The sequence below is a fragment of the Streptomyces sp. NBC_01446 genome (genome assembly GCF_026340095.1).
Lineage (GTDB): Bacteria > Actinomycetota > Actinomycetes > Streptomycetales > Streptomycetaceae > Streptomyces > Streptomyces aureus.
Window position 1 is genome coordinate 3,326,091 of the sequence record NZ_JAPEPO010000001.1, and the last position, 14,995, is coordinate 3,341,085.

A 14,995-nucleotide genomic window follows, 5' to 3' on the forward strand; every position below is an offset into this window, starting at 1 on the left:
TTGCCCGTACCCAGACCATACGTACGAGTGGACGTGACTGCTCAGTAACGTCTGGTCATTGCCGCAGGCCGGACGCGGGCGCTCAGTCCGCGACGTCGATCGCGCACCGGTTCGTCTCCACGCCCGCCGCGGTGACGACCTGGACGTCGACCCGGCCCGGCTCGACGTCCACGGGGACCGGGACCGTCAGGGCCGAGTCGGTGGGGTTGGTGAAGCCGCCCCGTACCGGGACGAGAGGTACGTGGACGTGCACGGGTCCGATGCGGACGACCATGCGGGCGAGCCGGTCCGCGGTGGCCGCGCCGGGCGGCACGAAGCCGGCTCCGCGGATCTCGATGTCGTCGCCGGTGCGGATCGGCGCGTCCAGGTCCCCGGCCTCACGGGACCGCACGACCGAAAGGATCACGGGCCGGCCGCCCTCCGCGTACTTGGCCGCGAGATACGCGGCCGCCGAGACCAGGACCAGCAGGGCGAGTCCCCAGGGAAGATCCGGCAGTTGTCCGGGGCGGCGGGCGAGGCGCACCGCGACGAACACCAGGGCGACGGCCGAGATCAGCACGTACTGGATGTCGGCGAAGGTGCCGCGTCCTGAGTCGTCGGTGAGCAGGTCGGCGGCGCGCGGCCGGTCCGCGCGCACCTTCTGCAGGCGCTGGCCGAGCACGCGCAGCCCCACGACCCGGCGCACCAGGACGGCGACCCCGCAGACGACGGCGAGGACGGTCACCACCCCGGCTCCCCGGGCCAGTTCGAGACCCGAGATCAGCGCGTCCCGTTCGCGGTGGCCGGAGGTGCCGGCCAACTCGCCCGCCAGGACAAGGACCGCGTAGACCACGACGAGGACCCAGCAGGCGGCGACGGCGCGGGAGGTGGACAGGCGGTTGTCCTCGCCGACGACCGGGGCGAGCACCCCGCCGGCCGCCCGGTGGGCGTAGGCCGCGCCGGTCAGGAGGCCGCCCACGACGACCGCCGCCAGCAGCCCGGCCGTGCGCGCCGTCGTCCAGCCCGCGCCGATCGCCGTGAGCGCCTGCACGATCAGGAGCAGCGCGCACCCTCCCCACACCACGCCGACGGTGCGCGGCCACAGCCCCGCGAGCCACGCGTCACCCTCGGCGCGCCCGCGATCAGCCATGTCCCGCGCGGATTGCGTCAGTTCGTCCGAGACCCACTGGCGGGACGCGCCAGCCGAGTGCGCGACAGCGGCGGGCAGCCCCTGTCCGGCCGCCAGTTCGTCCCGCTTCGCGAGGAACGCGGCCACGGCCCTGCGGTGCCCTTCGCGCGCTCCGTGCGGGCAGTCGCCGCAGGTGCAGCCCCCGCTGTGCGTTCCCTCTCGCGCCTCCTGGACCGCCACCCGGTACGCCCGCCTTCCCATCCGGAGCCCGCCCGACCCGAACGGCCGCACGTCAACTTCCGTGTAATGACTGGGAATTGTGCCGTACGCAAGGCCGTCCAGGGCCGCCAGGTCCGGTCAGAGGGGGTGAACGGTGAACGCCGGTGTTGACCCCCGAGGCCACAGCCCCGTGCTCAGGACAGCAGATCCGGCTCCGCGCTGCTGATGTCCTGCCACAGGGGCTGATGGTTGATCCACGCGACCAGGTCGCCGCCCAGTTGCTCCCGGGTCGACACGGCCTTGCGGTGGTCGATCAGGATCGGTCGGCCCGCGGCCCGCGCGGCGAGCTGCACCTGACAGGAGCGCTCCATCGACAGGAACCACCACGCGGCCGAGTCGACGGAGCCGCCCACGGTGAGCAGCCCGTGGTTGCGCAGGATGAGCGCCTTGTTCGAGCTGAGCGCGGCCGCGATCCGCCGCCCCTCGTCCGGGTCCACGGCCACGCCGGTGTATTCGTCGAGCAGCGCGTGATCCTCGTAGAAGGCGCACGCCTCCTGGGTGATCGGGTCGATCAGCTCGCCCAGCGTGGACAGGGCCCGCCCGTACAGCGAGTGGCAGTGCGCGACGGCGACGACGTCGGGCCGCGCCCGGTGGACCTCGGCGTGGACGGTGAACGCGGCCTGGTTCACATGGCGGCGGCCCTCGACGACCTGCCCGTCCCCGTTGGCGAGGACCAGGTCGGACACGGTGACGTGCTTGAACGGCATCCCGAACGGGTTCACCCAGTAGCAGTCGTCGTACTCCGGGTCCCGCGCCGTGATGTGCCCCGACACCCCGTCCTCGTAGCCGAGACGCCCGAAGATGCGCAGCGCGCCCGCGAGCCGCTCCTTGCGGTGCCGGCGCTCGCCGGCCGGGGAGTCGTGGATGGGGGGCATCGCGAACTGGAGGTGTTCGGTGGGTACCGGCGGGGGCGTCTGCGTGGACATGGAGCGGAAGTTACCTCCGGGGAGCGCAGGAGGACAGAGGCGGGCGGTGAAGAGAGTGCGCCGAACTGCCGCTCATACCGGACAGCAGGTGTCGGGTATCCGCGCCAGACTCGACGTATGACGTCGAACTGGGCCACATTCACCGCGGCCGAACCGGACCTCGCCAAGACGGTCGAGGAGCGCTTCGGTCAGTTCCAGCACCACATCCTGGCGACCCTCCGCAGGGACGGTTCGCCGCGCACGAGCGGACTGGAGGTCCGGTTCCTGCGCGGGGAGTTCTGGCTCGGCATGATGCCGGGCTCGCTCAAGGCCCGCGATCTGCTCCGGGACCCTCGCTTCGGCGTCCAGGCCAACCCGGGCGACGGCACCGGCATGGGCGGCGGGGACGTACGGATCTCGGGCCGCGCGCTGCTCGTCGAGGACCCCGAGGTCATCGCCTCGTACACGGACTCGGTCCAGGTGCCCGACCCGGACGACTTCCACCTCTTCCGCACCGAGCTGACCGAGGTCACCCGCACCTTCATCGAGGACGACACCTACCTGGTCGTACAGGTGTGGAAGCCGGGCGAGCCGGTACGCACCGCCAAGCGCACCTGAGCCCCGCGGCACGAAATGGGCACACGCTCAGGACACACGCGAAGGACACACGTGAAGGCGCCGCCCCCTGCCTGCAGCAGTGGGCGGCGCCTTCACACACGGTGTCGGGGAGCGACTACTCCCACTCGATGGTGCCCGGCGGCTTGCTCGTCACGTCGAGCACGACGCGGTTGACGTCCGCGACCTCGTTCGTGATGCGGGTCGAGATCTTCGCCAGGACGTCGTACGGCATGCGCGTCCAGTCCGCCGTCATGGCGTCCTCGGAGGAGACGGGGCGCAGGACGATCGGGTGGCCGTAGGTGCGGCCGTCGCCCTGGACACCGACGCTGCGGACGTCCGCGAGCAGGACGACCGGGCACTGCCAGATGTCACGGTCGAGACCGGCCGCCGTCAGCTCCTCGCGGGCGATGGCGTCGGCCTCGCGCAGCAGGTCGAGCCGGTCCTTGGTGACCTCGCCGACGATGCGGATACCGAGGCCGGGGCCCGGGAACGGCTGGCGCTGGACGATGTCGTCCGGCAGGCCGAGCTCGGCGCCGACCATGCGCACCTCGTCCTTGAAGAGCTGGCGCAGCGGCTCGACGAGCGCGAACTCCAGGTCCTCGGGGAGGCCGCCCACGTTGTGGTGGGACTTGATGTTCGCCGTGCCGGTGCCGCCGCCGGACTCGACGACGTCCGGGTAGAGCGTGCCCTGGACGAGGAACGCGACGTCCTCGCCGTCGGCCGCGCCCTCGGCCACGATCTCCGCCTGCGCCTGCTCGAAGACGCGGATGAACTCGCGGCCGATGATCTTCCGCTTGGTCTCCGGGTCGGAGACGCCGGCCAGTGCGTCGAGGAACCGCTGGCTCGCGTCGACGACCTTCAGGTTCGCGCCGGTCGAGGCGACGAACTCCTTCTCGACCTGCTCGGTCTCGCCCTTGCGCATCAGGCCGTGGTCGACGTACACGCAGGTCAGCTGCGAGCCGATGGCCTTCTGCACGAGGGCCGCGGCCACCGCGGAGTCGACGCCGCCGGACAGGCCGCAGATCGCGCGCTTCGTGCCGACCTGCTCGCGGATCGCGGCGACCTGCTCCTCGATCACGTTGCCCGTGGTCCAGGTCGGCTCGATGCCGGCGCCCCGGTAGAGGAAGTGCTCGAGGACCTGCTGGCCGTACGTGGAGTGCATGACCTCGGGGTGGTACTGCACGCCGTACAGCTTCTTCGCGTCGTTCTCGAAGGCCGCGACCGGCACGACGTCCGTGGACGCGGTGACGGTGAAGCCCTCGGGCGCGGCCGAGCAGGCGTCGCCGTGCGACATCCACACGGGCTGCTCGGCCGGGGTGCCCTCGAAGAGGGTGGAGCCGGGGCGGGAGACGGTCAGCGGCGTGCGGCCGTACTCGCGGGCGCCGTTGTCGTCGACGGTGCCGCCGAGGGTCGTGGCCATCAGCTGGAAGCCGTAGCACATGCCGAAGACGGGGACGCCGGCCTCGAAGATGGCGCGGTCCAGGCGCGGGGCGCCCTCCGCGTACACGGACGAGGGGCCGCCGGAGAGGATGATCCCCTTCGGGTTCTTGGCGAGCATCTCCTCGACCGGCATGGTGCTCGGCACGATCTCGCTGTAGACGCGGGCCTCGCGGACGCGGCGGGCGATGAGCTGGGCGTACTGCGCACCAAAGTCGACGACCAGAACGGTGTCAGGGGCGGCAGCGGGGGACGCTGATGGCACGGCGGCGGCCTTCCGGCGGTGGAACACGAGCAGGGGTCTGTATTTGTCGATTCTAACGGGCCCGCGAGGAGACTCTTCGTCTCATCCCACGGACGCGGTGGCCGGGGCCACTCATGCCGGGCATACTGGTCTTGTGACCAAGCACCGCATCGACTTCCTCTTTACCTATGGCAACCGGCCCGCCGGCTGCCATGGTCGAGCTGCTTGATCACCTGACAAGCGACTTACCGGGCGCCCCGGGCCGACAAGGCCCGGGGCGCTCTGTCGTATCCGGTCCTTGCCGCTCCGGGACACCCGTCACCCATACGACGAGGAGCCCCAGAATGACTGCCACCACGACCGCCATGAGCACCACCGCCACGACCACCGCCGAGAAGACCGGCGCCCGCACCTCCGAGGCCGCCGACGTGATCACCGGCGCCCGTGAGCGCGTCGACTCGCTCGACGACCGGATCATCGGCCTGATCCAGGAACGGATGGCCGTCTCGGCCGTCATCCAGGAGGCGCGGATCTCCTCGGGCGGGCGCCGCGTGAACCTGGCCCGCGAGATGGAGGTCCTCGGCCACTACAGGGACGCCCTCGGCAAGCCCGGCACCGGCCTCGCGATGACGCTCCTGGAGCTGTGCCGCGGCCGGGTCTGAGGCCTACGCGACGCACCCACGTTCGGATCCGCTCTCACCCGTACGGCGCGTGACCGGTGCGCGGCGCCCTTCGTTGGTCCCGATGTCCGTGCCAGCCAGGGGCGGGCCCGCTCAATCCACGCGTGGCTCCGCTGGAGCGATGAGACGTAGGGATCCATGCCGTACGTCGTGGGACCTCACTCCAGCGTTTGTGACCGGACGGCAGGGGACAGCAGCCCGGTCACCCAAGAGAACGGCCGGTCCCGGGGACGCCCGGGGCCGGTCGGCCTCCCAGCAGAACCCTTCGCCCCTGTGGTCGAAACGGTCGGTCGAAACGGTTGCGCGCACGACAGACCCGCGAGCACGATGCGCAGGAAACCCCACACCCCACAAAGCCCCAAGTCCCGGGCTGCACAAGTGAATTGCCGCAGGTCCGCCCCATCCGCGCGCCACCGCGCGCCGGGGTGGCGACCCCTGGCAGACCCGCACCAGCGGCGCAACCCCCCGGCGCCGCTCCCCGGCACCGACGCCGCCCTGACGTCGGTGCTGAAGGCGAAGGGCCCCGCGGACGCGTCCGCGGGGCCCTTCTCTGTGCCCACAAGCCGATCCGGACCGTGCGGATCAGGCGGTCTTCGCCAGCTTCGCGAGCTGCGCCTCGACGATCACCTGCGGCACGTCGGTCTTGCTCGAGTCCAGCATGTTCATGGTGTAGAAGGCCACGACCGTCGAGCCGCTGCGCACCACGGTGAAGGTCATCGGGACCTTGTCGCCGTCGATGACGCCCTTCACGTCGTACGAGACCGCCTCGTCACCCGCGTCGGGCGCGGGCCGCTCCTTGACGCCGCTGTACTTGTAGTCGACGTGCTCGTACGCGGTGCAGTTCTTCGAGGCCGTGCGCAGGCCCTTCATGACCTCGGCGGCGTCGGAGCCGTCGTGCGCGAGCAGCGCGAGCGAGGTCACCTTGGGGTCGAGCTCGTCCGTCGCCATGAGCGTGCGCACGACCCGGTCCTTCGCCGTCGGCTGGGTCGAGAACATGAACATGTCGGCGAGCGGCTGGCACGCGGCCGGCTTCGCGGGGACGCTCTCGGCCGGCGGCAGGTCGCTCTTGCCCACCTTCTCGACCTTGTAGCCCTTGACGTCGCCCGTCGCGACGACGGCCTTCTCCAGCTCGGCAGCGGTGAGCGCCTTCGCGCCCTCCTCGGCGGGCTTCGCCGGCGCCGAGGTCTTCTCCGAAGCGGCCGGCTTCTTGGCGTCGGTGGTCTCGGAGGACCCCCCGCACGCCGTCGTCACACCCAGCGCCGCGACCAGGGCGGCGGCCGCCACGGCACGCCTCACACCTGAGTTCACATTCCCACCTTCGTTCTCTGCGGCACGGCGCCACGCGTCGGCCCGTACCGAGGCGCCATCCAAGCCCGCGACCGGCCTCCTTTGCCAGCGCTTTGCGTAACGATCGAAGATCGCCACAAAGGTTGTACGGGGCCCCGGGTGAGCCAGCTCACATAAGAATCGTGTTAGTTCGAGGGCAACCATTTCCCGGGGTTGCCGGTCACATGTGCGGAACCAACGGCCACACCCGCGACCCCACAACGCGGAGGCCTCTCAGCTCGTACTGCGCCACAGCAGTACGCCGGACTTTCCGAGGTCTTCATGAAGCTTCGCCGTGTCCTGGCCGCCGCGGCCGCGACGGCTGCAATAGCCCCGATCGCGCTGCTGTCGGCGCCGGCAGCGTTTGCCGACGGGGAGGCGCCCGACGCCCCCGCAGCGGTTTCTGGCGAGACGACCCCCCCGGCTGCCACCACCACGCCGGCCTCCGAGCCCACGACTCCGTCGGAGAACACCAGCTCCACCCCCGCGGAGAACACCACCACTCCCTCCACGGTCAGCACCACCACCCCGGCCGCCTCCGCGTCCAGCACGCCGTCCAACTCCACGTCGCCGTCGCCGTCCGCGTCCGAGACGCCGTCCGACGAGCCGACCGACCCGACCGGCATCTGCGAGGAGGACAACGAGGGCTACCAGTCCAAGCTGGCCGTCTCCCTCAGCGGTCTGCCCGGCAAGATCGCGGCGGGCAGCGGCTGGCACGGCTTCACCCTCACCGTGAAGAACCCGACGAAGTCCGACCTCGACGAGGCCCTCTTCTACGCGGGTGTCGGCCCGAACGACGAGAACGCCGACAACGCGTACAAGGCGAGCCAGGTCCACCTCCAGGCGAAGGTCGACGGCACCTGGGTCGACATCGACGACGGCGACGGCTACTCGTTCGGCTTCCTCGACCTGTCGGGCATCAAGGCCGGCAAGTCCGTCAACTACCAGCTCCGCCTGAACGTGAAGGCCAGCGCCCCCATCGGTGCCGGTCTGACCATCGGCGGCGGCTTCTACAACGACGACGAGCTGGACTGCCTCAGCGACAGCTCCGCCAGCTACCTGATCGAGATCGTGAAGCCCGGCACGGACACCGACGGGACCAAGCCGCAGGAAGGCGGCAAGGTTCCGATGCCGTCCGAGAAGCCGAACGACAACAACACCCAGGAGGTGACCGGCAGCCTCGCTGAGACCGGTTCGTCCTCCATGGTCCCGACCATCGGCCTGATCGGCGGCGTCGCCGTCGTCGCCGGTGCCGGTGCCGTGTTCGCCGTGCGTCGCCGCAAGGCCGGCGCCACCGCGTAACACCCCGTAGGGAACGAGAAGGACCTGCGCTCGGAGGGGGGCGCAGGTCCTTTCGTGTGTCCGGGGCTACTTGCCGGTCGGCTTCGGCGGAACCGCGGGCATCCCCAGGAACGGCAGCTTCAGCGCGCCGAACGCGTCCTCCGGGACCGCCGGGTTCTTCGGCGCGACCGCGGACAGCCGCGCGTACGCCACGCCCTGTGCCGGACGCGGGTCCTCCTCGCCCTTGTTGGGCCAGTACGACATCGCGCGCTCGGCCTGCGCCGTGATGGTCAGGGACGGGTTCACGCCCAGGTTCGCCGTGACCGCGGCGCCGTCGACGACCGAGATGCCCGGGTGCCCGTAGACGCGGTGGTACGGGTCGATGACGCCCGTCTCCGGGGAGTCGCCGATCGGGCAGCCGCCCAGGAAGTGCGCGGTCAGCGGGGTGCCCATCAGTTCGCCGATGTTCGAGCCCGCGAAGCCGTTGATCTCGGCGGCGATCGTGGACGCGGCGTCCACGGCGGCCTTGATCTGCTTGGGGTTGGGCGCGCCATGGCCCTGCTCGGCCGTGAGCAGGCCCTTGCCGACGCCGTCCGGCTTCAGGTACGTCGTCAGCGAGTTGTCGAGGGACTGCATGACCAGGCCGATGATGGTCCGCTCGGACCAGCGGTGGTTGGAGAGCGAACGCGCCAGCAGCGTCGGGTGCTTGGCCACGTTGGCGAGCCACCCGGCCACGCGGGACGAGCCCTGCGCGTACGGGACCTGAAGGATCGTCATGCCGCCCATCGCGTTCGAGCCCTTGCCGTAGCGGACCGGCTCGATGTGCGTGTTCTCGTCCGGGTGGATCGAGGACGTGATCGCGACGCCCTGCGTGAAGTCGACCTTGGGCTTGCCGTGGCGCTTCTTGTAGCGGCGGTTGTTGGTCTGGGCGCCGACGAGCGCCTCGGAGTTCGTGCGCGTCAGCTCACCCAACCTGGCGGACAGATACGGGAGTTGACCGCCGGACTTCATCCGGTGCAGCAGGGTCTGCGTGCCGTACGTGCCGGCCGCGACGATGACGCGCGGGGCCTTGAACGTACGGCCCGCGCCCTTCTTCCTGTCGTCCGTCGGGAGCGTCGCGACCGCGTAGCCCCCCTGCGAGTCGTCGGTGACGGAGACGACCGTCGTCATCGGGTGCACGACCGCGCCCGCCTTCTCGGCGAGGTACAGGTAGTTCTCGTTGAGGGTGTTCTTCGCGCCGTGGCGGCAGCCCGTCATGCACTCGCCGCACTCGGTGCACGCCTTGCGGGCCGGGCCCGCGCCCCCGAAGTACGGGTCGTCGACCTGCGTGCCGGGCGCGACCTTCGCCGAGCCGACCTCCTCCCCGCCGCCGGCGTCCTTGCCGTCGCCGAAGAAGACACCCACCGGCGCCATGTGGAACGTATCGCCGATGCCCATGTCCTGCGCCGCCGCCTTGAGGTGGACATCGGCCGGGGTCATGGTCGGGTTGAGCCGCACGCCCAGCATGCGCTGCGCCTGGTCGTAGTACGGCTTCAGCTCGGCCTGCCAGTCGGTGATGTCCTTCCACTGCGGGTCCTCGAAGAAGGGCTTCGGGGGCACGTAGAGGGTGTTGGCGTAGTTCAGCGAGCCGCCGCCGACGCCCGCCCCGGCGAGGACCATCACGTTGCCGAGGAGGTGGATGCGCTGGATGCCGTACATACCGAACTTGGGCGCCCACAGGTAGTTCTTGAGGTCCCAGGAGTTCTTCGGCAGCGTGCCCGGCGAGAAGCGGCGGCCCGCTTCGAGCACACCGACGCGGTAGCCCTTCTCGGTCAGGCGCAGGGCGGACACGGAGCCGCCGAAGCCGGAGCCGACGACGAGGACGTCGTAGTCGTACGCGGCGTCGTCGGCGCTCCCGGCTTCACTCCGGGCAGAGTTCTCCTGTGACACTGGCTCTCCTCGTTGAGAACGGGTGGTGCTCTAACGAAGACGGAAGGTCTTCATCGCCTTCAGGCTGCGGCTCATGAACGCGGCGTACTTCTCGTCGGTCATCCCGAACGACGGCGCCATCGGCATGATCCGCTGGTGCGCGACTGTCTGCGCCTCGGTGTACTTGAGGATGCCCTCGGAACCGTGGCGGCGGCCGAGGCCCGAGTCCTTCATGCCGCCCATCGGCGACTGGACGCTGCCGTACGCAGGCGCGTAGCCCTCGTTGATGTTCACCGTGCCGGTGCGCAGCCGGGAGGCGACGACGTGGCCGCGCTTCGCGTCCTTCGTCCAGACCGAGGAATTCAGGCCGTACGGCGTCCCGTTGGCGAGGTCGATGACCTCGTCCTCGTCCGTGAAGCGGTAGATGGAGACGACCGGGCCGAAGGTCTCCTCGTTGCAGACGGCCATCGGCGCCTCGACGCCGTCGAGGATGGTCGGCTCGAAGAAGTACGGGCCGATGTCGGGGCGCGCGACGCCACCGGCCACGAGCTTCGCGCCCTTGGCGACGGCCTCGTCGACGTGCCGCGTCACCGTCTCCAACTGCCGCTCGCCGACGAGGGATCCCATGTCGGCGCCGTACGCGAGGGACTTGCCCAGCCGCATCGCCTTGGTGCGCGTGGCGAACCGCTCGACGAACGCGTCGGCGATCGACTCGTGGACGTAGAGCCGCTCGATGGAGATGCAGAGCTGGCCCGCGGAGGAGAAGCAGGCGCGGACCGCGCCGGCCGCCGCCTTGTCGATGTCGGCGTCCTCGAGGACCAGCATCGCGTTCTTGCCGCCGAGTTCGAGCGAGACGCCGACGAGGCGCGCGGCGGCGCCCTGGGCGACCTCGCGGCCCGTACGGGTGGAGCCGGTGAACGAGACATAGTCGGCGTGCTTGACCAACTCGGGCCCCACGACCGGGCCTTCACCGAGGACGACCTGGAAGACCTCGGCGGGCAGCCCCGCCTCGATGAGCAGGTCACGCGCCCACAGCGCCGTCAGGCAGGTCTCCGTGTCGGGCTTCATGACGACGGCGTTGCCGGACACGAACGCGGGGAGCGCGTCGCCGACCGACAGCTCGAACGGGTAGTTCCACGGCGCGATCTGGCCCACGACACCGCGCGGCTGGCGCAGCTCGGTGACCTTGGTGAGGGTCGGGACGGCGCCCGTGTGCCGCTTCGGCTTCAGATAGGCGGAGGCCTTGCGGCCGTAGTGGCGGGCCGCGACGGCGACGGCCTGGACCTCTTCGTGCGCGTGCAGGCGCGCCTTGCCGGTCTCCAGCTGGATCAGGTCGAGGACCTCGGCCTGGCGGGCGAGCACCAGGTCGTGGAAGCGGAGCAGCACGGCGGCGCGCTGCCGCGCGGGCACCTTCGCCCAGACGGCCTGCGCGGCGCGGGCCCGCTCGAAGGCCTTCGCGACGTCCTCGGGCGTGGACTCGGGCAGGTCCGCCAGCTTCTCGCCGGTGAACGGCGTGTGGTTGGCGGTGCGACCTGAGCCGGCCACACCCTTGGTGAGCTGGGCGACCAGCTCGGGCGTCACCACGTCGGCCGCGGTGCGCGCGCCCTGCGGGGCGGGGGCGACCGGGTTCGTGCCGGTCCTGTCCGTACGGTCCTTGGAGATGGCCTGCGAGTCCGTCATGGCGCGAGCGTAAGCGCCCGTCAACGTTTTGGGTACCCACGGGTAACGAGGTTTCACCAAGCACTCACACGCCGCCAGCGATCGCTGGCAACAAAGCCCCTGATCAGCGGGTTGTCGGCGTGCGACGGTCACAGTTTCTGGATATCCAGGTTGGCGATCGCCGTCTTCGCCACCTCACGCCCGCGGTCGAGGAAGTCGCCCTTGCCCGGGTAGTCGATCCAGAGCTGGTACATGTTGCCCGACCTGGTCTTGTAGTAGAAGACCTTCGCCTCGCGCGGCTTGGGGGCATCGGAGTCCGTGTCATCCGTGTAGGTGATGGTGTTCTCGGCGGACTCGCGGTCGCTGTACGTGGTCTTGGCAGTCCTGCTGTGGGGAGCGGGCTTGTCCGCCATCTTCGAGTTGTCGCCCTTGTTGATCTCGTCGGAGTCCTTGTAGGCCTGCGCGGACGCGGAGCTCGCGATCGCGTTCAGGCTGTCCTCGGACTGCTTCGTGAGAGAGAGCGTGATCGAGACCGCGTAGCTCGGATCCCGGAAGGAGACCCAGTGATCGGTCTTGGTGATGCTGTTGTCCGCCTGGAACCGCACATACTCCGGCGGCGCCGCGAACGTCGCCGCGAGCGTCTTCTCCTGATGGTCCTGCCACCCGTCCGGCAGCGGCCCCGCGAACGGTTTCGCGATCACCAGGTACGCCACCACCGCCGCCGCGACGACCGCCGCGCCGACGCCGAGCAGCGCCCTGCGGCTGAGGCTGACGCCCTTGCCGCCGGGGCCAGCGAGCTGGACGACCTGGGTGGGCGGCTGCTGCGGCGGGTTGCCCGCGCGCTCCAGGAGGTCCCGCACGCGCGCCGCGTTCGGGCGCCGGGCCGGGTCCTTGGCGAGCAGGCCGTTGATGGCCTCGGCGAGCGGGCCCTGGGCCGCGGCGGGCGCCGCCGGGGTCGCGTTGATCACGGACTGGAGCGTCGCCGGCGTGTTGTTGCGGCGGAACGGCGAGACGCCCTCCGTGGCCGCGTACAGGACGACGCCGAGGGACCACAGGTCGGAGGCGGGGCCCGGGCGCTGCCCGAGGACGCGCTCCGGGGCGATGAACTCGGGTGAACCGACGAAGCCGCCGGTGTCCGTCAGATTGGTCTCGCCCTCGATCTGGGCGATGCCGAAGTCGGTGAGGACCACACGGTCGTGGCGGCCCAGCATCACGTTGTCGGGCTTCACGTCGCGGTGCAGGACGCCCGCGGCGTGCGCGGCCTCAAGGGCGCCGAGCACTTCGAGGCCGATCCTGGCAGCGTCGCGGGCGCCGAGCGTGCCCTCCTGGAGCGCGTCGCCGAGCGTGCGCCCCTGCACGAACTCCATGACGATCCACGGCTGTCCGTCCTCGACGGCGACATCGTGGACGTTGACCACGGCCGGATGGTCGAGCCGGGCCGCCGCACGCGCCTCGCGCCGCATCCGCTCGAAGACGGTGGTCCGCTCGCGCTCCGGCAGATGGTCGGGGACGCGCGGCTCCTTGACCGCCACCTCACGGTCCACCGTCTCGTCCTTGGCGCGCCACACGGTGCCCATGCCGCCGTGCCCGAGCTTGCTCAGGAGCCGGTAGCGCCCGCCGATGAGGCGCCCCGCTCCCGGCTCGGACTCCGCGCTCTGCCGCGGCGGCACGACCTGGGTGGGCGGCGGCTGGTGCGAGGGCTGCGGCCGCGGATAGGCGGTGGGGGGCTGCTGCGGCGCCGGGGGCTCCTGGGCGTACGGGTTCCCCTGCTGAGGCGTGTGCGGCTGCTGCGGCGGCCGGAGTCCGAAGCTCGTCGGATCGTTCGGGCCGTAGGCGGGTCCCCCGTTGTTACTCATGCCCCCATGCCTACCGTGCGGGACGCCTCCGGATCCACTCCGGTCACGCAGTTGTGACCGCCCCGATGCCTCAACCGCCCCCGGACGGCACGAAGGTGGCGACCGCCGTGTCGAAGTACCGCTTGGCCTCCGTGATCCGCCCGACCGGCGCCGACACCCACACGTCGTACATCCGGCCGTCCTGCTCCCAGCACAGGTCGTACGTGTGCCGCGCGCCCTCCGCCGTGCTGAAGCCGTTCCACGTGAACCGCCAGAGCGCGGCCGGCCGGCCGCCGTGGGTGGTGTCGGTGACGGAACCGTCGCGGTAGCCCGGGTTGTTGGCGGGCCCCTTCGCGTCGGAGCGGCGCTGCACCGCGCCGGGCCCGCCCGGGTCGGGGGCGGCCGCCTTGATGCCGATCCTGAACGTGTCGCCCGGCGACATGTAGAAGATCCGGGGTCCGTCGGGCTTGCGGCTGAAGTCGTCCGGCACGGCCAGGGAGAACCCCTCCGGGTCGACGGCCGTGCGGTAACCGGCGGGGGACGCGGGACGCGTGCCGGTCTGCTGCTCCGTGACCGTGACCGTCGGGCGGGGCTCCGGGGCCGAGTCCGAGGGGGACGCCGTGTCGCCCGTGGGGCCCGGCGCGGACGCCGTGGGGCGGTGGGTGCCACCGCCGTCGCCGCCGTTCACGAGGAGCGCGGCCGCGGAGACCCCGGCCCCGGCCATCGCGGCGACGAGCGCGGCGGCGGCGAGAACGGCGCGGGGTGAACGCTTCTGCGTGGGCGCCGGAGCGGGCGACGTGGGGGTGTTCCGGGCAGTGGGCGTGTAACCGGCCACGGCCCGCGGCGTCGTACCCGTGGCGACGTACGCGCGAAGGAGCCGGTCGGCCTCGTCCAGGCCGAGCCTGAGCGCCGGATCGCGCTCAAGGAGGCCTCGTACGACGGGCAGCAGCGGCTCGGCCTCGGCGGGCGGATTGATCTCGCCGACCACCACGGCGTGCATGATCCCGCCCAGCGAGTCGCGCCGGAACGGTGATTCGCCCGTCAGGGCGGCGCACAGCATCGCGCCGAGCGACCACAGGTCCGACTCGGGCCCGGTCCGCTCCCCTGCCATGCGCTCGGGCGCCGTGTACTCGGGCGAACCGACGAAGGAACCCGTCTCGGTGAGCGTCGTCGCGCCGCTGACCTGCGCGATCCCGAAGTCCGTGAGCACGACGCGCTCACTGCCCGCCTCGACGAGCACGTTCGCCGGCTTCAGATCCCGGTGCAGCACCCCCGCCGCGTGCGCGACCCGCAGCGCGCCGAGCAGCGCGATCCCGATCCGGGCCGCCTCCCGCGCGTCGACGGGCCCGGTCCGCGAGAGCCGGTCGGCGAGTGAGCCGCCCTCGATCAACTCCATGACGATGTAAGGGCGTTCGCCGTGCTCCACGACGTCGTGGACGACGATGACGTTCGGGTGGCTGAGCTGGGCGACCGCGCGGGCCTCGCGCAGGGTGCGGTCCTTCTGGCGGCGGGCCTCGTCGGCGGAGAGCGTCTCGTCGAGCACGAGTTCCTTGACCGCGACGCGCCGCCCGAGCAGCTGGTCTGAGGCGCGCCACACGACGCCCATTCCGCCCCGGCCGATGCGCGCCTCCAGTCGGTAACGCCCGGCGATCACACGGACGTTGTCCTCCCCCTCGGTCCCCATGCGTTCCATCATGCCGCACGGAACGGGCCCC

General features: G+C 71.2%; 11 protein-coding genes. 3 read left to right on the plus strand and 8 right to left on the minus strand.

Annotated features, from left to right (window positions below; all coding sequences use genetic code 11):
* Nucleotides 1-82: 82 nt before the first annotated feature.
* Together OG456_RS14715 and OG456_RS14720 are read right to left on the minus strand one after the other, a co-directional pair.
* Nucleotides 83-1,369, minus strand: coding sequence for a hypothetical protein (locus OG456_RS14715; protein WP_266561064.1), 1,287 nt, complete (start codon nt 1,367-1,369; stop codon nt 83-85).
* Nucleotides 1,370-1,521: 152 nt separating this feature from the next.
* Entirely contained in the window at nt 1,522-2,313 is a 792-nt protein-coding gene (locus OG456_RS14720) for a class II aldolase/adducin family protein (RefSeq protein WP_266561066.1), read from the minus strand.
* 117 nt (nt 2,314-2,430) lie between these two features.
* Here OG456_RS14720 and OG456_RS14725 point away from each other — a divergent pair, with 117 nt between their 5' ends.
* Nucleotides 2,431-2,910, plus strand: a complete 480-nt coding sequence (locus OG456_RS14725; protein WP_266561068.1) for a pyridoxamine 5'-phosphate oxidase family protein — start codon at nt 2,431-2,433, stop codon at nt 2,908-2,910.
* Nucleotides 2,911-3,025: 115 nt separating this feature from the next.
* Here OG456_RS14725 and guaA read toward each other — a convergent pair whose 3' ends face one another.
* On the minus strand, nt 3,026-4,612 hold the full coding sequence (gene guaA, locus OG456_RS14730) for a glutamine-hydrolyzing GMP synthase (protein WP_266561070.1): 1,587 nt from the start codon (nt 4,610-4,612) through the stop codon (nt 3,026-3,028).
* A 323-nt stretch (nt 4,613-4,935) separates the two neighbouring features.
* Here guaA and OG456_RS14735 point away from each other — a divergent pair, with 323 nt between their 5' ends.
* Nucleotides 4,936-5,253, plus strand: a complete 318-nt coding sequence (locus OG456_RS14735) for a chorismate mutase (RefSeq protein ID WP_266561072.1) — start codon at nt 4,936-4,938, stop codon at nt 5,251-5,253.
* A gap of 600 nt (nt 5,254-5,853) precedes the next feature.
* Here the strand turns inward: OG456_RS14735 and OG456_RS14740 are convergent.
* On the minus strand, nt 5,854-6,579 hold the full coding sequence (locus tag OG456_RS14740) for a hypothetical protein (RefSeq protein ID WP_266561074.1): 726 nt from the start codon (nt 6,577-6,579) through the stop codon (nt 5,854-5,856).
* A 300-nt stretch (nt 6,580-6,879) separates the two neighbouring features.
* Between OG456_RS14740 and OG456_RS14745 the strand changes: the two genes are divergently transcribed.
* Nucleotides 6,880-7,899 carry an LAETG motif-containing sortase-dependent surface protein gene (locus OG456_RS14745; protein ID WP_266561076.1) on the plus strand — a complete coding sequence of 340 codons (1,020 nt, stop codon included), beginning with the start codon at nt 6,880-6,882 and terminating at the stop codon, nt 7,897-7,899.
* Between the two features lie 66 nt (nt 7,900-7,965).
* Here the strand turns inward: OG456_RS14745 and OG456_RS14750 are convergent, their stop codons facing one another.
* From OG456_RS14750 to OG456_RS14765, 4 genes are all read right to left on the minus strand, one after another.
* Entirely contained in the window at nt 7,966-9,807 is a 1,842-nt protein-coding gene (locus OG456_RS14750; protein ID WP_266561078.1) for a GMC oxidoreductase, read from the minus strand.
* A gap of 30 nt (nt 9,808-9,837) precedes the next feature.
* Nucleotides 9,838-11,466, minus strand: a complete 1,629-nt coding sequence (locus tag OG456_RS14755; protein ID WP_266561080.1) for a succinic semialdehyde dehydrogenase — start codon at nt 11,464-11,466, stop codon at nt 9,838-9,840.
* Nucleotides 11,467-11,594: 128 nt separating this feature from the next.
* On the minus strand, nt 11,595-13,301 hold the full coding sequence (locus OG456_RS14760) for a serine/threonine-protein kinase (protein WP_266561082.1): 1,707 nt from the start codon (nt 13,299-13,301) through the stop codon (nt 11,595-11,597).
* Nucleotides 13,302-13,371: 70 nt separating this feature from the next.
* Nucleotides 13,372-14,964, minus strand: a complete 1,593-nt coding sequence (locus tag OG456_RS14765) for a serine/threonine-protein kinase (protein ID WP_266561084.1) — start codon at nt 14,962-14,964, stop codon at nt 13,372-13,374.
* Nucleotides 14,965-14,995: the final 31 nt, after the last annotated feature.

Coding starts and splice junctions, on each gene's coding strand:
- OG456_RS14715 (WP_266561064.1), bottom strand. CDS start 1,369: ATGGGAAGGCGGGCGTACCGGGTGGCGGTCCAGGAGGCGCGAGAGGGA.
- OG456_RS14720 (WP_266561066.1), bottom strand. CDS start 2,313: ATGTCCACGCAGACGCCCCCGCCGGTACCCACCGAACACCTCCAGTTC.
- OG456_RS14725 (WP_266561068.1), top strand. CDS start 2,431: ATGACGTCGAACTGGGCCACATTCACCGCGGCCGAACCGGACCTCGCC.
- OG456_RS14735 (WP_266561072.1), top strand. CDS start 4,936: ATGACTGCCACCACGACCGCCATGAGCACCACCGCCACGACCACCGCC.
- OG456_RS14745 (WP_266561076.1), top strand. CDS start 6,880: ATGAAGCTTCGCCGTGTCCTGGCCGCCGCGGCCGCGACGGCTGCAATA.
- OG456_RS14755 (WP_266561080.1), bottom strand. CDS start 11,466: ATGACGGACTCGCAGGCCATCTCCAAGGACCGTACGGACAGGACCGGC.
- OG456_RS14760 (WP_266561082.1), bottom strand. CDS start 13,301: ATGAGTAACAACGGGGGACCCGCCTACGGCCCGAACGATCCGACGAGC.
- OG456_RS14765 (WP_266561084.1), bottom strand. CDS start 14,964: ATGGGGACCGAGGGGGAGGACAACGTCCGTGTGATCGCCGGGCGTTAC.